The sequence below is a fragment of the Nonomuraea sp. NPDC049784 genome (assembly GCF_040659615.1).
Taxonomy (GTDB): Bacteria; Actinomycetota; Actinomycetes; order Streptosporangiales; family Streptosporangiaceae; genus Nonomuraea.
In genome coordinates this window covers 1-17,817 of record NZ_JBFAMX010000186.1, presented here as the reverse complement: position 1 = coordinate 17,817, position 17,817 = coordinate 1, and the positions used below count along the sequence as shown (strand labels likewise).

Genomic DNA, 17,817 nt, shown 5'->3' with positions numbered 1-17,817 from the left:
GCCGCGGCGGCCGCCCGCCTGCGCGCCGCCGACCTGGCCCGCCAGGGCGGCCAGGTGTAGGCCCGGCCCGGCGTTCGGGTGGACGGCGGGGCGGGCTGGGCGGGAGCGGGAACTGTCGGAGCCGGCGAGTAGTGTTTCGGTCCATGGATCGGCAACTAACCCTCATGGTCGTACACGCCCACCCCGATGACGAGTGTCTGAGCACCGGCGGCATCCTGGCCCGCTACACCGACGAAGGCATCCGCACGGTCCTCGTCACCTGCACCAACGGTGAGCAGGGCGACGACCAGGACGGCGTGAAGCCGGGCGAGGCCGGTCACGATGACGTGGCGGTGGCCGAGCGGCGGCTGGCCGAGCTGCGCGAGTCCGTGGCCCACCTGGGCATCGACCACCTGGAGCTGCTCGGCTACCGCGACTCCGGCATGGACGGCTGGGAGGCCAACGCCCACCCCGACGCGTTCGCCAACGTGCCCGTCGAGACGGCCGCCGCTAAGCTGGCCGCGCTGATGGAGCACTACCGGCCCCAGGTCGTGGTGACGTACGACGAGACGGGCGGCGGCGGTTACGGCCACCCCGACCACGTCCAGACCCACCGCATCACGGTGGCGGCCACCGAGTCGACCGGCATTCCCGACAAGCTCTACTACACGGCCATTCCTCGTTCGGCCATCAAGCGGATGTTCGAGATGATGCGCGACAGCGGGGTCGACCTCGGCGGCTTCGAGCCGTCCGACGACTTCGGCACGCCTGACGAGCGGGTCACCAGCCTCGTGGACGTCGCGCCTTTCGTCGAGCGCAAGCTCAAGGCGCTCCAGGCGCACGAAAGCCAGGGGGAGAACATCTTCATGCTCCGCATGTCCGAGGAGGCGCAGCAGCAGGCGTTCTCGTCCGAGGCGTTCGAACGGAAGCTGTGCAAGGTGGACGCACCCGACCACGAGGAGGACCTGTTCGCGGGCCTGCGTGACATCTAGCCCCACAGAATATTATTCTGTTGATCATGGGAAACCTCGTCCGCTATCAGGTGAAGGACTGCGTCGCCACGATCACCATGGACGACGGCAAGGCGCACGCGATCTCGCTCCAGATGCTCACCGGGCTCGGCGCCGCCCTCTATCGGGCGGCCGCCGACTCGGCGGTCGTGCTGCTGGAGGGCCGTGAGGGGATCTTCTCGGCCGGGTTCCCGACGACGCCGTCGCGGCCGGGTTCCTGGATCGGGTGGTGGAGCCCGCGCGGGTGTGCGATGTCGCCCGCGAGACGGCCGAGTCGCTGACCGCGCTGAACATGCGGGCGCACGCGGCGAGCAAGTCGCGCGCCCGGCGCCAGACGCTGGAGGCCGTCCGGGCGGGGATCGATGAGGAGTTCGGGCCCGGCGCACCCTGGCCTCCTGCCTAGCCGACGAGACCACCGTCACCACTACAGCTCGAGATCGGGAAGGGGGTCTTTGATCGTGAAGACGAGCTGCGGCGAGCGAAGCCATTGCGGCGTTTGGGATCGTCCGCTGACCTTTTCCCCCAGCGCAAGGGTGCGCGCCTTGCGCGCCTGCACCGGTAGCCCGTCACGCAGGCCGATCTCGCGCAGTACTACGTCTAACGCTGCCGGGTCAGAACCGGTGCGCCGCTCGATGTCGACCAGGTCGAACGAGGTCACCATCTTGCCGTCGGAGGCGTAGCGGACCGACTGTCCAGCTCGATGTTCCAGAAGACGCTGAGGGCGCGCCCACCGGCCGACAGCGGACCCAGGACCTCCGGTCGCACGCGCTGGAAGCCGGACGGTTCTAGCGCGATCACCCACCCATTCATGGGTGAAAGCTGGAGCAGTTCCCCCGGGTTCTCCTCCTCAAGGTCCTCGATCTCGTCGGGTGCCGCCCAGACGCCGCTTGGTAGGTCCGAGCCAAACTTGCGCGCCACCTCCTGGAGGTCGCCGCTCCGGCACCAGGTGAGGCACAGTTGCCCCGGCAGACCCGCGGCGCGCAGCGGAGCGAATGTCACGTCGGAAGGATCCATGTGATGCCCTTCGCACATGAGGCGCCGGAGATCGTCCCGCCGTGGGGCGGGCCACGATCACCCTAAAGGGCAAGGTCGTGAAGTTTGGCGATCGGTTGGACTCGTCAAGGGGCCCGTGGAGGCTGGGTGGTGGTGTGCCCGCCGGCGAGGCCGTCCAGGAGGCGACGGACGTGGGCATCGGCCTGGGTGGGGTCCACTGGTGTGTGGCCGACGAGAAGGCGGTACCAGAAGGGTCCGAAGACCAGGTCGACGGCGTGGTCGAGGTCCAGGTCCGGGGCCAGCTCCCCGCGTTCGATGCCGCGGTTGAGCAGGTCGCTGACCACGGCGCGGCGGCTTTGGATCCATTGCTGGAACTGGTCGGCGAAGGCTGGGTCGAGTTGCGCTTCGGCCATCAGTCCGCGCAGCGCGTTGACGCGGAAGGGGTGTTCGACGACGCGGTAGAGCTCGCGGATGAAGGCGATGAGGTCGGTGGCGGTGTCGCCGGTGTCCGGTTCGGGCATGCGGCGGGCCACGGCAGGGCCGTAGGCGTCCAGGACGAGTGCGGCCCGGGTCTTCCACCAGCGGTAGAGGGTGCTTTTGGCGACGTTGGCGCGGGCGGCGATGCCTTCCATGGTCAGCGTGCCGTAGCCCTGCTCCTCGACGAGTTCGGCGGCGGCGGCCAGGACGGCGTCGCGGGCTTCCTCGCTGCGGACACGGCCTCCTGTGCGTGCGGGCTTGGAGGGTCGGGCGGTGTCAGCTGGCCTGGGCATGGACGCCACAGTAGCAGCGTGCTAATTTCAATCGAAACGAAACGTAGCGATTTGATTAGTGAGAGTCGAGGTTCGCCTTGAGCACCATCGTGGTCTCCCACATGCTCGCCAGCTCCAGCACCGAATTCTGGTACCCCGCGCTACGCGCGGAGTTCACCGCCGAGGGCCATCAGGTGCTGATCCCCAACCTGCCCGACCCACAGGCCCCCGAGCCACACGCCTGGCTGAAGACCCTCACCGAGGCAGCCGACCCTAGCGCGGCCGCCGACACTGTGCTGGTGGGCCACAGCCTGGGCGGCGTCAACATATTGCGGCTGCTCCAGCAGCACGACACCGAGCGCTTCGGCCCGTACGCGGGGGTGGTGCTGGTGGCCGGCATGGCCAAGGAGGTCGGCTACGACGCTCTAGCCGGATTCTTCACCCCGGGGTTCGACTGGGACCGCATCCGCCTGGCCGCACACAAGATACAAGTGCTACACGCCGTCGATGACCCGGTGACCGGGGCAGCCACCGCTGAACACCTCATCTCGTTCGCCCAGGATCTGGGCGCCACGGTCACCCTGCTTCCCGGTGGCGGCCACCTGCCCAGCACCGGCCACGAGCTCCCCGAACTCCCGCAGGCAACCCGCCTGGTCCGCGAGCTCCTGCCAACCCGGAACTGACTCCCATGACACTGGCCCGGCCCTCTGCTTGGACGAAGTCATGTCCCTGGCCCTGGCCGCACGTCGGTCCCTGGTGCTTGTTCGAAGAAGCAAGGAAGCGACTCAAGCACTGCGATGCTGGCCGGCGGAAACTGGCGCGGAGGATCAACGGAACCTTCCTCGTTTGCACGCAGGTGTCGGTCGATGAAGCGTTGCGTTCTGCTAAGGACCGTGGCGCACTGAGCGGCTGTGATCTGGCCCTGGCCGAGGGCATCAGCAAGCTCGTCGAGGTCCAGGACGTGGTAACGATCAGCACCGGGTGGCACCAGGAAGTCAACGTAGAGGTCATGGACGACAAGTCCAGCCTCGGTCAGTTCAACCTCGACCAGGTCGATGTACCACCAACCCTCTACCGGGCCCTCGAACACAACGGGCCTGGTCAACTGGATGCCTTGGTCGAGCAACAGGAAGCTGCGATCGATGGTCGGCCGTCCGGCCACTTGATACTCGGGCAGGAGCTGTGCGTCGTAGGCGACAGCCTCTCCGATCCGGCGGCCGGGGCACCACTGACCCGTTCGGTGAAAGACCCAGACATTCTCGATGAGCGGCGTTGTGGTCACCTCGTGACTCTCCTCATGACCCAGCAAGGTTTGGCTGGCACGTGTGACCCCTGGTGGCCTTGGCGAGGTTGAGGAAAGCGATGGCGTGTTCGTCCTCGTCGATGGCCTGCGAGGGCTCGGCGCCGGCGACGATGGGGAAGAAGACCCATGAGCGGCATGATCACAGCTGGCCAGGCCAGCACGCAAAGACGTTTCAGCTGGTGACTCTGGTTATCCATCGGTATCGCCTGGCCGGGGTTACCTGCTCGACCTCCTCTTATGTCAACCCGCTGCCCCTTCGAGCCGTACTTGGGCTGCGGCCCTGGACGGTTGTTCCCTGCCGGCTAGCCCTCCGGGCCGCGGTGCTCGGGTCCTGGCCTCTCCCGGACTGTCCGGCGGCTGCCTCGCTGGAATTGGGCTGATGTGGTGGTGGCGGTGATGTCGCCAGGTGTGGAGGGGATAGCGGCCCGCCTTCTCGAGTGATGGGTTCGGTGTCGGTGAGTTCGAACCCAGCGCTGCGGGCGACGGCGGCGCTGGCTTGGTTGTGTCGGGCGATGCGCAGGAGGACTGCTTCATCGGCAAGACGTCGTAGGCATAGCTGGTGATCAGTTTTACCGCGCGAGTGGCCAGGCGTTGGCGGTGATATCGGGGCCCGATGGCGTAGGCGAGTTCGGCGTCGCAGCCGTGATCGCCGGTTCGGGCGAGCAGGATCTCGCCTTTGGGCTCGTACCCGTCGGTGGTGATGGCGAGTTGGAGGCGGAGGCCTGCGATGCGGTCTTGGCGGGCCTTGTCGAAGGGTGAGCGCAGCGGGATCCAGTGGTTGACCTGAGCGAACTGCTCGACCATCACAGGCAGGTCGTCAGCGGTCCACTGCTGCGGCTGCGCCTGGTCGAGCACCGTTCCTTCGCCTCAGGAACCATGTTCCGGCGCTACGTACGACCCTGACCGACCAGGAGCGGACCCCGCGCGGGCGCACCCACGAGGGGCCCAGTGGCCGTACGCCCGTGCGCGATCCTGGACGAAGTGGCGCCCGCGTCACTGAACGCGTGACCTTTCGGCACCACCTTGCACAGGTTCGCGAGAACATGTGCGCTTTAGAGAAGGACTCGTTTGAGGCGATCGCCATGCTGTTGCGCTCTTCCCGCTCGGTGAGCACCTGGAAGACCAGTTCGGCGCCATGCCGGTCGAGTTCCATGTAGCCGAGTTCGTCGATCTATGCGGATATCCGCATAGATCGACCTATGCCGACATCCCGTGGGAGCTGGCTGAGCAGGGACGCCGCCGCCCGCGGCTCGGCATAGTCACAGACTTTCGAGAAACGCGAGGATCCGGTCGGTGGGCTGGTAGCGGCCTGGAGGAACTTCCTGGGGCGTGGTGAGGGCGAGGGCCTTCTCCTTAATGCTCCGATGAGCCCTACTTTCGCCAACCGTTGATGGTCAGGTTGGGGTCGGTGGCCGCGTTCAGCAGACGCCGGCCCCAACCGTAGGTCATCGGTAGCCAGTTGAAATCGTGATCCGGTCCGACGATGTCGGCCAGCTCAATCAGCTTCATCATCTCCACCACCGCAGCGAGCGGCTTAGCCACGCGCCACGCGCCCCGCATCCGTTCCGGAGCGACGGTGTCGGCCCAGGAGGCGAAGCAGACGTCGAGGTAGCTCACGGCGTCCGGCTCGGACGCGTCGTGCAGCCATGAGGCCAGATCGAACAACGGGTTCGTGACGGTGGCGAAACTCCAGTCGTGCAACAGGATCTCGTCGTCGCGCACGACCACATTGCCCGGGTGGAAATCGCGGTGGACGATCGTCGCCGGGATGGCCGCCTCGTCCAGGCGCTCGGCGCACTCGACCAGATACGGCGTCAGTGCCTCCAGCCGGTCGGCCTCCTCGTCGGTCAGCGCCCGGTCCAGATTCTTCGGAAGCTTGGGCGCCCGCCAGATGTCGTCGCGGGCCATGGTTGACCGCACGCCGTCGGCCAGCGAGGTCAGGGTGAGCGGGACACACCCCGCGGCGATCAGTTCGTCCCCGCGGTGAATGGTCTCCTTCTGCACCATGACCAGCTGTGTCAGGCATGCGCGACGCTGCTCTTTGGAGACCGCCCAGCCGTCCACACCGCCGAAGTCCTCGGCGAGCCACCAGCGGTCACCAGGTGATATCGCGGTGATGGTGGCGAACGGAGCGATGCGCAATGACGCCAGGTACCGAGTGATGTCTGGTTCGCGAGCCAGCCTCGGCAGGACCGCTTTCAGGTACAGGTCACCCCGGTCAGTCGGCGTGCGGAGCACGGCGGACATGCTCCAGTGCTTGATTTGGCGGCTCGGACCGAGCCGCACGCGACCGGCAGCCTTGATCTCCCCGTCGATGTAGGACTCGGCTCGCTCGAACCAGCCGGGCCTGAACCAGTCGGAGGCGAGCGGCCGGGATCGCGCCGCCCTGCAGTCGAGTACCAGGCTCTGCCCGCTCACCGCGTCATGACCGTGCCACGCTAACCCATCGGCGCAGACCGGCCGCGCCCCACCCGCCGCCAGCAGTACCACCGTCGTGAAGTCCAACGGCTCCAGGACCACCGTGGTCAGCCCGAGTTCGCGACGAACGCGATCGGTGAGCTCGCTGTCCATCGGCGGCCACCTGACGTCGAACCGCATCCGCGGCAGCGCCGGATCGCCGGCGGCTATGTCACACAGCACGGCACCGTCCTGGTCGACGATTACCAGCACGGCTTCCACAGATTTGGGCGACATGATCAACCCTCCAAGGATCGACGGAGTTCACGGGAAAGCGCGCTGGCGTCGTTCATGACTTGCGCAATCGACGAATACTCCCATCGGCCGTACCGCCCGAGTGTAACGACACCGACCCGGTCGAGTGCGGCCCGCGTGGCGGCCACCGTACACCGGGCTTCCTCGGTGAACACCACGTAGGCGGGGACGGCCGTGATGACGTTCGAGTTTATGATCTCGTCCGCCGGGTCCAGCGCGCCGACCCGGCGGATGGCCGCCGCAACCTCCGCCGTCAGCGCGTTTGGGCACCTCCGCCAGCAGGCCCCATTCGCTCTCCATCGCGAATATGCCGAGTACGAGCCGTGGGAGCTGGCTGAGCAGGGACGCCGCCCGCGGCTCGGCATAGTCACGGATTGAGCGGAGTCTCGTTCGCGGGAGTAGTAGGGCTCTCGCGAAGGAGGCGAGTGCGATGGCGGGCACGAGGAGGGAGCCTGGCCTGCTGGAGGCGCAGGTCGAGGGCTATCGAGCATGGCTGGTGCGGCGAGGTTACACGTCTGGGACAGTCCGGAACATGCTCACCGACCTGGGCCGGGTCGGGCGCTGGCTGGAGGATACGCAGCTACGGGTCGACCAACTCGACGAGGAGCGGATGGCGGCGTTCCTCACTGCGCGGTGCCAGGCCGGCCAGCGATGGATCCCGGGACCGCGGGCGATCGCCGTCGCCGAGCACCTACTCGCCGGCGAACTCGGCGAGGCGCCCCAGCCGTGATCTCTTTGGGCCGTGACGCCGGGCACCATTGTTATCTGGGCTTGTCAAGCGAACATGCTGGTCAGCCGCATGAAGGTGTCGTGAAGCCGCGTCAGGCGAGCAGACCCCAGCATGCCGAGCATGGCCCGAACCAGCGCGAAGGTAGGCGAGCGCGTGGGGGAAGCGGTTGATCAGCGATGGGTCGTTGCGATGAGGCGTCGCAGTGCGGCCTGGGCGGGTGGGCCCCACGTGGGCTTGCCGCCTGGGCGGCCGTGGACGCCGGCTTCTCCGATGAGGATGCCGCTGAGGGCGCGGAGCACCGCCCATCCGCGGGCGCGGCGCAGGGTCGCGGCGTCCGGGGCCGGCTGGTAGGCGGCATGGAAGCGGTCGGCGGCGCCGTCCGGCAGCAGAATCCAGGCGGCGGCCAGGTCGCAAGCCGGGTCGCCCGCGAAGAGGTCGCCGAAGTCGATCACGCCGCAGAAAGTGCCGTTCGCGGTGAGGACGTTGGCCGGATGCAGGTCACCGTGGAGCCATAGCGCCGGACCGGCCCACTCGGGCGCGGCGACGGCGTCTTCCCAGACCGCGCGGACGGCGTCTGGGTCCGGGATCAGCCCCAGCTCAGTGACCGAGCCGAGGCTCTTGGCGAAACCCCCGGAGTAGTGGGCCAGCGGCCCCCCGCGGTCTCGGCCGGCGGGCGCCTCATCGGGGGCAGGTTGGTGGAGAGCCGTCAGGAAGGCGGCCAGGACCTCGGCCGCCTCCGCGGCGCGGGTGACGGGGACACGGTCGGCAGGCGCGCCCGGCACCCAGGTGGTGATGATCCAGGGGCGTGGAAACCGCGCGGAGGGCTCGCCGAGGCGCTGCGGGACGGGAACCGGCAGAGGAAGGCGCGGGGCCAGGGCGGGCAGCCAGGTGTGCTCCTTGCGCAGCAGGGCGTCCGCGTCCTGCGTCGCCCAGGGCAACCGGACGGCGAGGTCGTCGCCGAGCCTCCATAGCTGGTTGTCCCAGCCACGCGCGCCGAGACTCACCGGGTAATCGGCCAGGTCGGGGTGCTGCTCGCGCAGCAGATCCCGGACCAACTCCGCGCTGACCTCGATCTTGGTGTGAGTCATGCGGAGCAACACTAGCCGGATGGTGGCCCGTCCGTTCCTCCCGGTTCAAAGGCCTTCAGGTCAGAAGTCCCATTGAACTCCCCGCGTTTTCAGAGCTCACCAACCGAACTCGCGTGTGTTCCCGATGAAAGTCCCTCAGTCTGGCTGAACTCGCGGCGGACGTGCCGGTAAGAAACGTGCCGCCAGACCCAAACGAGTGTGTTTCCGCAGCTCAGCTGGGTGACCCGCATCGGAACGAGAACACAGGCTCCGGGCTCCGGTGAGCGGTCGATCAGCTTCTGCGCCGGGCCCATTCCTGGACGGCCGCGTGCTGCTGCCGCGCCGCGCGGTTCTCGAACTGGTCGAGACGACCGGGATGGCCCCCTTGGCCGGTCATGCCCTCGTAGAGATCGTGCTGCACGAGGGCCGCAACCGCATCGTGCGCCGTATGTTCGACCCGCTCGGCCACCCGGTGCTGCGCCTGGTGCGCACTTCCATCGGCCCGATCAAGCTGGGCGACCTGCGCGTGGGCCGGCACCGCAGGCTCAACCCGGGCGAGGTGGGCGCGCTGTTCAAGCTCGTCGAGCGCGAACCCAATCGCGGTTCTCGCGCACGACGGTGAACCCGGCCGATCGATAGAGCGCCACCGCGGCGTCGTTTCTGGACGGTGCCACGACGGCGACCGCGCTCGCACCCCGATCGGCGAGAGCCGCGCACGCGCCCAGCACGGCATCGCGCCCATAGCCGTGCCCGCGATGGTCCGGATGGGTGCCGACCGGCTCGAGCAGCCCGCACCTTCCCACGCCCGCGAACCATCCGGTCGCGGCGGCTGCGGGCTCCCCCGCGGGCGTGAGCACGAGCGCCTCCACGGCCAGCCCGCCCGCCGGCGACCGCTTCATCGTGCGCCAGCGCTCGACGGTGAACGTGGATCCCGCGAAGGCGGACCGCTGCACCAGCACCCGGTCGGCCGCACCGGCCTCACCGACCGGCTCGGCGCGGCTGGACACCGGCCGCGGGGTCCACGACATGACGAGCCAAGACTCCTCCTGCTCGAGCTCCCACCCGGGCACAGGCAGACCGTCGGACCAATCGTTGCCCGGCTCGAGCAGCTCCTCGGCATCGGCCGCGAGCGCCCCGAGATCGGCGCCGGGCGCGGCGGTAACGCGCAGCACGCGGCTGTCGAGGAAGCCGGCTGCCACCGGAACCACATCATCCATCCAAAGAAAAACGGCCGCGTCGTCGGACCGCAGATGCCACCCCACGTCTCCGGGATGGAGGCCGCCGCCCGGGGCATCGACTGGCGTCCACTCGCACAGCGCGCGCAGCGCCGGGCCGGTTTCGGGAGAGGTCAGGCGGTGCCTCGCGAGTGAGATCATGGACGGCAGATTAGCCAGCGCGCCACGGTGTCTCAAAAGCTTTTAACCAGCTGTCGAACCGCTCGACCGCCTCGGCGGCCGTCGACGCCGAGCACGAGTGGCCGTCAGGCTGGGTGGTGGAGCCGGACGGGAAGGGAGGCGGACTCGTGCGGAAGACACCGCGCGGTTGCCGCTCAAGTTCCCGAGGCAAAGAGCCGGCTCACGTTGTCGCCAGTGAGCGCGGTCGCAGTGACCTCATCACCACATAGCGCGTGGACGCGAAAACGCGTTGCCGTTGATGCTTCTCAAATCGTATGGTTTTGCGCTCGTGATTACAGTGGTGGAGCGAGTTCTGCCTGCCCGGCTGGGGACAGGATTCCGGTGGTTGCTGGCCTCGAGCTGGCTGACAAATCTCGGTGATGGGGCCGCGGCCGCGGCTGGACCACTGCTGATCGCGACGCTGACTCGCGACCCGCTGATGATTTCGCTGTCGGCCCTGGTGGGCTGGGCGCCGCCGCTGCTGTTCAGCCTGTATGCGGGCGTGCTGTCGGATCGGTACAACCGGCGCAGGATCGTGCTCGTCGCGAACGCGGTGCGGGCCGTGGTGCTGGCGGCGCTCGTCGCGCTCATGGTGACCGGCACCGTGACCGTGGCGACGGCGCTGGTGGCGCTCACGCTCAGGTCCATCGCCGAGGTGTTCGCCGACAACGCGACGGCCACGCTGACGCCCATGATGGTCAGCAAGGACGATCTCGTCATCGCCAACGCCCGCCTGGGCACGGGGTTCATCACGCTCAATCAGCTCGCCGGGCCGCCGATCGGCGCGGCACTGTTCGGCCTGGGCTTGACCTGGCCGTTCGCCGGCCAGCTGCTCCTGGTGGTGGCGGGGATCGTCCTGGTCTCCCGGATCACGTTGCCGCCGCACGGCCGACAGGCCGACGCCCCCAGGCTCAACACCGTACGGGAACTCATCGCCGGGTTCAGCTGGACCATCCAGCACGCGGCGGTCCGCACGCTGGCGCTCACCATTCTGATCTTCAACTTCACGTTCGGCGCGGCGTGGTCGGTTCTCGTCCTCTACACCCAGGAGCAGCTCGGCCTCGGCGCCATAGGCTTCGGCCTGATGACCACCATCGGCGGGATCGGCGGCTTGATCGGCACCGGCCTGTACGGAGCCATCACCCGCAGGGTGAGCCTCGGCGCCCTGATGCGGATCGGACTCATCATCGAAACGTTCACCCACCTGGGCCTGGCCCTGACCCATTCGCCGTGGGTCGCTGGGGGCATCTTCCTGGCCTTCGGCGCGCACGCGTTCATCTGGGGCACGACCTCGGTCACCGTCCGCCAGCGCGCGGTCCCGCGCGAACTGCAGGGCCGAGTGGGCAGCGTCAACACCGTCTGCGTCTACGCCGGTCTGGTGGTCGGCTCGTTGATCGGCGGTGTCGTGGCCACCCACCTCGGTGTCGCAGCGCCCTTCTGGTTCGCCTTCGCTGGTTCCGCGGTGTTCGTGGTGCTGCTGTGGCGGCAACTCATGCTCATCGCCCACGACGACTGAGATGTTCGGTTGATGTGAACGCTCGATCTGGTCGACGACACCGCGCCTCCGCGCCTGACCGTGGTGTTCACCAGCGGCTTCGACCCCATCGTGGACGATGTCTCATGTGCGGCGAAGACGAGCACCTGGCCTCCGGCGCCTGGGGCGGGCGGTCATGGTGCCGGTCGAGCAGATATCCGAGGTGAGAACATCCGGCCGGCTGGCGTAGGCGGCGTCGGATCGGATACCGGGGGGAACCGCTTGATCGGCAGGCGAGCCCAGCTCGGAGCCGGCATCTACTCGAGGACCCGCACGTGGTGATCCAGGGCGACCGGGTGCTGCACCTGCTCTATCGAGTCCGCCGCTAGCGAGTGCCCGCCCGGCAGGCGCGCAGCGGGACGGAGGTCAGGTGAAGTTGGCCAGGATCGTGGCGAAGTCGAGCATCTGACCAACCGACCGCCGGCCGGTCTCCACGGTCCCCGCCGCCCTGACCTCGCCGTAGAGCGCCGCCACGTGTTGCACCACGGCCTTGCGCACTCCCGCCGCGTCCCGTTTGACCAGGGCGGCCAGCATGGCCTGGTGGTGCGGGTCGAAGCGCTCGTCGGCGTGCTGGAGCGCCAGGGTGTGCGCGCGGAACTCGGCCATCTGCGGCACCAGCGCCAGGTAGACCTGGAGCAGCAGGTTGTTGTGCGCCGCCCGGATCAGGCTCTCGTGGACCTGCTCGTCGGTGCGCACCAGCACGGCCAGATCGCCCTTGCGTCGCGCGGCCTCGTGCTCGCGGCAGCGCGCCGCCACCTCGTCGATGTCCGCCTGGGTGGCGCGCACGCAGGCCAGCCCGGACGCGGCCAGTTCCAGCCCGATCCGGACCTCCAGCACCTCGGCGATGGCCGGCCCCTGGGTGGCGCTCCAATGGACGAACTGCGGGGTCGGCTCCGGCTCCGTGCGGTGCCGGACGTACGTGCCGCGCCCCCGGACGACCTCGACCACGCCCAGCGTGTGCAGCTTGCGGATGGCCTCGCGCAGCGAGCTGCGGCCGACCTGGAGCTGGCGGGCCAGCTCGGGCTCGGAAGGCAGCCGGTCGCCCGGTCGCAGGGCGCCGGAGTCGATCTCGGCCAGCAACTGCTCGGCGATGACGTCGGGCAAGGGGGTGCGAGCGAGCGGCTCGTACCGAACGGGGACACGTGTCTGCTCGGAGCTCACCAGGATATTCTGCCACACCCGTTGACTGATGTCAGACAGCAGACTACGTTGCCGGACTAACGCGGAGGAGGGTGATCTCGTTGATCAAGGTAGGTGTCCGCTTCCCCCCGGCCACCCGGGCGGACCAGATCGCCGAGGAGGTGCGGCGCGCCGAGCGCTACGGGTTCGACGTCGCCTGGATCGCCGACTCGCAACTGCTGTGGCGCGACGTGTACGCGGCCATGGCCGTGGCCGCCACCAGGACCGAGCGCATCGGGCTGGCCACCGCTGTGACGAACGTCGTCACCCGGCACCCGACCGTGGTGGCCTCGGGCATCAACACGGTGGCGGAGCTGGCGCCGGGCCGCGTCATCCTGGGCGTGGGCACCGGCGACAGCTCGGTGAAGCCCATGGGCATCCGCCCGTCGAAGCGGGCCGAGCTCCAGGCGGCCATCGAGCAGATCCGCGCGCTGCTGGGCGGCGGGGAGTGGGAGTACGGCGAGCGGCGGCTGCGCCTGCGCGACGCCGGCGGCCCGGTGCCCGTGCACATCGCCGCGAGCGGCCCGCGCACGCTGGAACTGGCCGGAGAGATCGCCGACGGCGTGGTCACGCTGGCAGGCATCTCGCCCGAGACGCTCGGCCAGACGACGAAGGCCGTGCGCAAGGGCCTGGACGGGTCAGAGCGGCCCTTCGAGTTCACGGCCGGCGCGTTCTGCAAGGTCACCGACGACCTCGAGCGCGACGCGGCCGTGCTCAAGCCGATCTGCCTGCACATGGCCACCATCGGCGGGCAGGACTTCCTGCGCATCGCCGGCATCGAGCTGGCGCCGCCGCCGCACGTGCCCGAGGTCTACCCGGACATGGTGCACGCCGAGGACTGGGAGCTGGCCATCCGGCACGCCTCCAAGTGGGTCACCGACGAGATGGCGGTCCGGTTCGCGCGGACGTTCTGCCTGTTCGGCACCGTGGACGACATCGTGGAGCGCGCCAGGCGGGCGGTCGAGCTGGGCGTGACCGGCTTCTACCTGCGGCACGTCGGCAACTACACGCTGCCGAGCGAGCTGATCGAGAGCTTCGGCGGCGATGTGCTCCCGCGTCTGCGAGAGCTCTCGTGACCGGCGAGTATGTCGTGGACGTGCTGGCCGCCCTGGCCCGCGTCCCCTCCGCCGTGCCTCTGGGCGCGGAGACGCTTATCGCCCCCGACCACCCCACGCTCGTGCGCTACGTTCAGGACCACCTGCGCCCGGCGTTCCTGGCGACGGGCGCGACGGACGTCATCGACCTGCCGGCCAACCAGTTCGCCGTGCGGTTCGGCGACGGCGACGGCCCCACGCTGGCGCTCATGGCCTACACGCCGACCCAGCACCACAACCTCATGCCCGACCCCTGGTCCGGCCGCATCCGCACGCCCGTCGAGCTGGGCGTGGACGAGCCGTGCCTGTTCGGCCAGGGCGTCTCGCAGAACAAGGCGCACCAGGCGTGCCTGCTGGACCTCGCCCGGTGGATCGCCTCCGAGCGGGTCGAGTTGCACGGCACGCTGCTGCTGTGCGTCAACAACGAGGGCCGCAGCAGCCACGACTGCTCCCGCGCCATCCTCGACGCCCTCCCGCGCCGCCCTGACCTGGTGATCCAGCTCTTCTGCACCGGGTTCGAGGTGTCGGTCGGCAACCGGGGCCGGGTGGACGTGATCGTCGAGGTCCAGGGCACCGCCGCGCATTCGTCCAACCCGCCGGACGGGGGCAGGGTCATCGACGTCGTCGCGGACGTGGTCGTCAGGCTTCGCGAGCTCGACGCGGTCGTACGGGCCCGCGCCGAGCATCCCGAGCTCGGCCGCGAGCAGGTCGTGCCGTACCTGGTCAGCTACGAGCCGCTGGCGCCGCACACGCTTCCCGCGTCGGCGCGGATCACCGTGGACCGGCGGCTGCTGCCTGGCACCGATCCGGCGAAGGCCGCCGAGGAGATCGCCGCGGCGCTGGAGGGGCTGGAAGGCTGCGAGGTCAGGCCTGGTGTCACGATGTTGCCGGCCTATCTGCCGCCCGAGCGCCGCGAGGTGCTGGGTTCGCTCGACGCCGCGATCCGGGAGCGCCTCGGCGAGTCCCGGCACGGCGTCTACGGGGGTTCTTTCGACGCGGGAGGGCCGTATGAGCGCGGCATCCCCACCGTCATGTTCGGGGTACCCGCCGAGGGCGATCTCCTCGGCGACGACTTCGTACGGCTGTCCGCCGTACGCGACGAGGCCGCCGTGCTTCGTGACACCGTCACCCGGTTCCTGAGGAAGTAACCGCCATGGCACAACCGTCCAGCTCCACCCGAGTCGTCCTCGCCAGCCTGGCCGGGACCACGATCGAGTGGTACGAGTTCTTCATCTACGGCACCGCCGCTGTGCTGGTGTTCGACAAGCTCTTCTTCCCCAGCTTCGACGACCTTGTCGGCACTCTGCTCTCGCTGTCGACGTTCGCCCTGGCGTTCGTGGCCAGACCCATCGGCGGCGCGCTGTTCGGGCACTTCGGCGACCGGCTCGGCCGCAAGTCCATGCTCGTCGTCACCCTCTGCCTGATGGGCGGCGCCACGCTGTGCATCGGCCTGCTGCCGACGTACGAGACAGTCGGCGTGGCCGCCCCGATCCTGCTGGTGCTGCTGCGCGTCGTACAGGGCCTGTCGCTGGGCGGCGAGTACGGCGGCGCGGTGCTGATGAGCGTCGAGCACGCCGCCCGCGGCCGGCGCGGCTTCTTCGGCGCCCTGGTCAACACCGGCGCCGCCTGGGGCCTGCTGCTCGCCAATCTGGTGTTCCTGGTCACCTCGCAGCTGTCCGACGACGCGTTTCTCGCCTGGGGCTGGCGGGTGCCGTTCCTGCTGAGCGCGGTGCTGGTCGCGCTGGGCCTGATCATCCGGCTCAAGCTGGCCGAGAGCCCCGACTTCCAGGAGGTCAGGGATCGCGGAGAGGTCAGGAAGACCCCCATCGTGGAGGTGCTGTCGAAGCACTGGCCGCGGGTGTTGCTGATGTGCCTGGCCTACATCCCGGCAGGCGTCACCTTCTACATCGCGACCGTCTACTCGCTGAGCTACGGCGAGAAGAAGCTGGGCATGGACCGCGACATGATCCTGCAGCTCGTGCTGCTGGTCAACGTGTTCACCATCGCCGCCATCCCGTTCTTCGGGTGGCTGTCGGACCGGGTGGACCGCAAGCGAATCTTCTGGGTCAGCATCGTGGCGATGGCGGCGCTGCCGTACGTATGGTTCTCCCTCTTCCAGAGCGGCTCGTTCGGGCTGATGCTGCTCGGCTTCGTGGTGCTGTTCATCCCGTACGCCGCCAACTACGGCACCATGCCGACGTTCTTCGCCCACGTCTTCCCGCCGGCCGTGCGCTACACGGGCATGTCGGTCGGCTACACGCTCGGCACGGTGTTCGGCAGCGGCCTGGCCCCGATCATCGCCACCTGGCTGTACGACGGCACCGGCTCCTGGCTCGCGATCGCCCTCTACATGACCGCGGCGGGCGTCGCGGGGACCGTGGCCGCGCTGTTCCTGACCGAGCGGGCCGGCTCCGAACAGGCGGAAGAGCGGGTGCCGGCGTGACGGAGTTCCTCAGCGCCGCCGACCTGCGGCAGGCCACCGAGCTGAAGGCCGCCCACCCGGAGGCCACGCTGCTCGCCGGCGGCACGGACGTCATGGTCGGGCTGAACTTCGGGCACCGCTCCGCGTCCACGCTGATCGACATCTCCCGGGTACCGGAACTGCGGGAGTGGTCGCGCGACGGCGACACGATCACACTCGGTGCGGGCGTGCCGTACACACGGATCGTCGAGGAGCTCGGTGGCGAGCTGCCGGGCCTCGCGCGAGCCGCGCGCACGATCGGCTCCGCGCAGATCCGCAACCGGGCGACCGTGGGCGGCAACCTCGGCACCGCCTCGCCCGCCGGCGACGCGCTGCCGCCGCTGCTGTCAGCCCGCGCCTCGGTCGAGGTCGCCTCGGTGCGGGGCACGCGCTCGGTCCCGGCCCGGGAGTTCTTCGTCGGTCCCGGGCGCTCGGTGCTGGCCGGGGACGAGATCGTGACGGCGGTGCGGGTGCCGGTGGCCGCGGGCGCGGAGCAGTTCGCCAAGCTCGGGCCGCGCAACGCCATGGTGATCGCCGTCGCGTCTGTGGCGCTCACGCTGGATCCGGGCCGCCGCCGCGTCGGGTGCTCCGTCGGCTCGGCGGCCCCGACACCGGTCGCCGCGGCCGAGGCCGAGGAGTTCGCCGCCGCCGAGCTGGACTGGGAGGGCGGCGAGCTGCCCTCGCCGGTCCTCACCCGATTCGGCGAGCTCGTGGCCCGGGCCACCGCACCCATCGACGACGTACGCGGCAGCGCCGGTTACCGCAGGCACGCCGTCGCCGTACTGGCCCGGCGCACGCTGACGTGGGCCTGGCAGGAACAGTGGAGGAGCTGAACAGGTGAAGGTCGATCTGCGGGTGAACGGGGTTCCCAGGAGCCTCGACGGGGTGGAGGCCGGTGAGAGCCTGCTCTGGCTGCTGCGCGAGCGGGTGGGGCTGCCCGGCTCCAAGAACGCCTGTGAGCAGGGTGAATGCGGCTCGTGCACGGTCTACCTCGACGGGACGCCGGTGTGCGCCTGCCTCGTCGCCGCCGGGCAGGCGCGGGGCTCGGCGGTGGTGACCGTCGAGGGGTTGGCCGATGGGGACGAGGTCCATCCGGTGCAGCAGGCGTTCGTGGACGCGGGCGCAGTGCAGTGCGGGTTCTGCACGCCGGGCCTGCTGGTCGCCGTGCACGACCTGCTGGCTCGGTGCGACGACCCGGACGAGCCCGAGATCCGCGAGGCCCTGGCCGGCAACCTGTGCCGCTGCACCGGTTACGAGAAGATCTTCGAGGCCGTACGGCTGGCCGCGGGGCGGTCGCGATGACCATGACTCTCTCCGTCGCGGCGGACGGCGTGGGCGCCTCGGCCCGCCGCCCCGACGCGCTGTCCAAGGTGCGCGGCGACTTCGCGTACTCCTCCGACCTGTGGCACGACGAGATGGTGTGGGGAGCGACCGTCCGCAGCCCGCATCCGCACGCGCGCGTCGTATCCGTGGACGCGTCCGCGGCGCTCGCGCTGCCCGGCGTGCACGCGGTGCTCACCGCCGCCGACGTGCCGGGCGTCAACCGGTACGGGCTGGAGAAGCGTGACCAGCCGGTGCTGGCCGAGGACGTGGTGCGCTACGCCGGCGAGCC

21 protein-coding genes and 2 pseudogenes are annotated in these 17,817 nt (G+C 69.3%); 14 read left to right on the top strand and 9 right to left on the bottom strand.

The genetic code is table 11. The features are described 5' to 3' along the window. Nucleotides 1-143: 143 nt before the first annotated feature. The 3 genes from AB0J09_RS31030 to AB0J09_RS31020 are packed head-to-tail and all read left to right on the top strand — an operon-like array spanning nt 144 to nt 1,392. Complete coding sequence (locus AB0J09_RS31030; RefSeq protein ID WP_360698686.1) at nt 144-971, top strand: PIG-L family deacetylase; 828 nt, start codon at nt 144-146, stop codon at nt 969-971. A gap of 26 nt (nt 972-997) precedes the next feature. After that, nucleotides 998-1,270, top strand: coding sequence for a hypothetical protein (locus AB0J09_RS31025; RefSeq protein WP_360698685.1), 273 nt, complete (start codon nt 998-1,000; stop codon nt 1,268-1,270). Beyond that, nucleotides 1,234-1,392: a hypothetical protein gene (locus AB0J09_RS31020; RefSeq protein ID WP_360698684.1), complete on the top strand. Its 159-nt coding sequence runs from the start codon at nt 1,234-1,236 to the stop codon at nt 1,390-1,392. The genes AB0J09_RS31025 and AB0J09_RS31020 overlap by 37 nt, the downstream gene beginning before the upstream one ends. Nucleotides 1,393-1,413: 21 nt before the next feature. Here the strand turns inward: AB0J09_RS31020 and AB0J09_RS31015 are convergent, their stop codons facing one another. The 3 genes from AB0J09_RS31015 to AB0J09_RS31005 form a co-directional block, all read right to left on the bottom strand. Continuing rightward, complete coding sequence (locus AB0J09_RS31015) at nt 1,414-1,650, bottom strand: hypothetical protein (RefSeq protein WP_360698683.1); 237 nt, start codon at nt 1,648-1,650, stop codon at nt 1,414-1,416. Next, nucleotides 1,644-1,988, bottom strand: a complete 345-nt coding sequence (locus AB0J09_RS31010) for a hypothetical protein (protein ID WP_360698681.1) — start codon at nt 1,986-1,988, stop codon at nt 1,644-1,646. The genes AB0J09_RS31015 and AB0J09_RS31010 overlap by 7 nt, the downstream gene beginning before the upstream one ends. A gap of 119 nt (nt 1,989-2,107) precedes the next feature. After that, nucleotides 2,108-2,752 (bottom strand): TetR/AcrR family transcriptional regulator, encoded by a 645-nt coding sequence (locus tag AB0J09_RS31005; RefSeq protein ID WP_360698679.1) that lies wholly within the window; start codon nt 2,750-2,752, stop codon nt 2,108-2,110. 77 nt (nt 2,753-2,829) lie between these two features. Here AB0J09_RS31005 and AB0J09_RS31000 point away from each other — a divergent pair, with 77 nt between their 5' ends. Continuing rightward, on the top strand, nt 2,830-3,414 hold the full coding sequence (locus AB0J09_RS31000; RefSeq protein WP_360698677.1) for an alpha/beta fold hydrolase: 585 nt from the start codon (nt 2,830-2,832) through the stop codon (nt 3,412-3,414). A 77-nt stretch (nt 3,415-3,491) separates the two neighbouring features. Further along, nucleotides 3,492-4,085 carry a hypothetical protein gene (locus AB0J09_RS30995; RefSeq protein WP_360698676.1) on the top strand — a complete coding sequence of 198 codons (594 nt, stop codon included), beginning with the start codon at nt 3,492-3,494 and terminating at the stop codon, nt 4,083-4,085. 189 nt (nt 4,086-4,274) lie between these two features. Here AB0J09_RS30995 and AB0J09_RS30990 read toward each other — a convergent pair whose 3' ends face one another. The 3 genes and pseudogenes from AB0J09_RS30990 to AB0J09_RS30980 form a co-directional block, all read right to left on the bottom strand. Beyond that, nucleotides 4,275-4,889 carry a GNAT family N-acetyltransferase gene (locus AB0J09_RS30990; protein WP_360698674.1) on the bottom strand — a complete coding sequence of 205 codons (615 nt, stop codon included), beginning with the start codon at nt 4,887-4,889 and terminating at the stop codon, nt 4,275-4,277. A gap of 199 nt (nt 4,890-5,088) precedes the next feature. Then, nucleotides 5,089-5,205: pseudogene (locus tag AB0J09_RS30985) on the bottom strand (ATP-binding protein); the annotation flags it as partial. Between the two features lie 200 nt (nt 5,206-5,405). Beyond that, nucleotides 5,406-6,728 carry an aminoglycoside phosphotransferase family protein gene (locus AB0J09_RS30980; protein WP_360698688.1) on the bottom strand — a complete coding sequence of 441 codons (1,323 nt, stop codon included), beginning with the start codon at nt 6,726-6,728 and terminating at the stop codon, nt 5,406-5,408. A 448-nt stretch (nt 6,729-7,176) separates the two neighbouring features. On the opposite strand from AB0J09_RS30980, the gene AB0J09_RS30975 reads away from it, so the two are divergent. After that, complete coding sequence (locus AB0J09_RS30975; RefSeq protein ID WP_360698672.1) at nt 7,177-7,476, top strand: site-specific integrase; 300 nt, start codon at nt 7,177-7,179, stop codon at nt 7,474-7,476. A 170-nt stretch (nt 7,477-7,646) separates the two neighbouring features. On the opposite strand, the gene AB0J09_RS30970 is transcribed toward AB0J09_RS30975, so the two are convergent. Then, a complete protein-coding gene (locus tag AB0J09_RS30970) occupies nt 7,647-8,564 on the bottom strand; it encodes an aminoglycoside phosphotransferase family protein (protein ID WP_360698670.1) in 918 nt (305 codons plus the stop codon). A 307-nt stretch (nt 8,565-8,871) separates the two neighbouring features. On the opposite strand from AB0J09_RS30970, the gene AB0J09_RS30965 reads away from it, so the two are divergent. Continuing rightward, nucleotides 8,872-9,165, top strand: a complete 294-nt coding sequence (locus AB0J09_RS30965) for a hypothetical protein (RefSeq protein WP_360698668.1) — start codon at nt 8,872-8,874, stop codon at nt 9,163-9,165. Here AB0J09_RS30965 and AB0J09_RS30960 read toward each other — a convergent pair. Continuing rightward, nucleotides 9,116-9,919, bottom strand: a complete 804-nt coding sequence (locus AB0J09_RS30960; RefSeq protein WP_360698666.1) for a GNAT family N-acetyltransferase — start codon at nt 9,917-9,919, stop codon at nt 9,116-9,118. The two genes, AB0J09_RS30965 and AB0J09_RS30960, sit on opposite strands and share 50 nt — an antisense overlap. Before the next feature lie 319 nt (nt 9,920-10,238). Between AB0J09_RS30960 and AB0J09_RS30955 the strand changes: the two genes are divergently transcribed. Then, nucleotides 10,239-11,453 (top strand): MFS transporter, encoded by a 1,215-nt coding sequence (locus AB0J09_RS30955; RefSeq protein WP_360698664.1) that lies wholly within the window; start codon nt 10,239-10,241, stop codon nt 11,451-11,453. A gap of 384 nt (nt 11,454-11,837) precedes the next feature. Here AB0J09_RS30955 and AB0J09_RS30950 read toward each other — a convergent pair whose 3' ends face one another. Beyond that, on the bottom strand, nt 11,838-12,632 hold the full coding sequence (locus tag AB0J09_RS30950) for a FadR/GntR family transcriptional regulator (protein WP_360698662.1): 795 nt from the start codon (nt 12,630-12,632) through the stop codon (nt 11,838-11,840). A gap of 71 nt (nt 12,633-12,703) precedes the next feature. Between AB0J09_RS30950 and AB0J09_RS30945 the strand changes: the two genes are divergently transcribed. The 6 genes and pseudogenes from AB0J09_RS30945 to AB0J09_RS30920 all read left to right on the top strand — a co-directional run. Beyond that, the gene (locus AB0J09_RS30945; RefSeq protein ID WP_360698660.1) at nt 12,704-13,726 is read left to right on the top strand and encodes an LLM class flavin-dependent oxidoreductase; all 1,023 of its coding nucleotides are present in this window, start codon (nt 12,704-12,706) and stop codon (nt 13,724-13,726) included. Beyond that, nucleotides 13,723-14,892: a peptidase dimerization domain-containing protein gene (locus AB0J09_RS30940; protein WP_360698658.1), complete on the top strand. Its 1,170-nt coding sequence runs from the start codon at nt 13,723-13,725 to the stop codon at nt 14,890-14,892. The genes AB0J09_RS30945 and AB0J09_RS30940 overlap by 4 nt, the downstream gene beginning before the upstream one ends. 5 nt (nt 14,893-14,897) lie before the next feature. Further along, nucleotides 14,898-16,187 (top strand): MFS transporter, encoded by a 1,290-nt coding sequence (locus tag AB0J09_RS30935; protein WP_360698656.1) that lies wholly within the window; start codon nt 14,898-14,900, stop codon nt 16,185-16,187. Further along, nucleotides 16,184-17,038 carry an FAD binding domain-containing protein gene (locus AB0J09_RS30930; RefSeq protein WP_360698653.1) on the top strand — a complete coding sequence of 285 codons (855 nt, stop codon included), beginning with the start codon at nt 16,184-16,186 and terminating at the stop codon, nt 17,036-17,038. The genes AB0J09_RS30935 and AB0J09_RS30930 overlap by 4 nt, the downstream gene beginning before the upstream one ends. A gap of 4 nt (nt 17,039-17,042) precedes the next feature. After that, the gene (locus AB0J09_RS30925) at nt 17,043-17,507 is read left to right on the top strand and encodes a (2Fe-2S)-binding protein (RefSeq protein WP_360698651.1); all 465 of its coding nucleotides are present in this window, start codon (nt 17,043-17,045) and stop codon (nt 17,505-17,507) included. Beyond that, nucleotides 17,504-17,817 (top strand): annotated as a pseudogene (locus tag AB0J09_RS30920) (xanthine dehydrogenase subunit D); the annotation flags it as partial. The gene AB0J09_RS30925 and the pseudogene AB0J09_RS30920, both read left to right, overlap by 4 nt.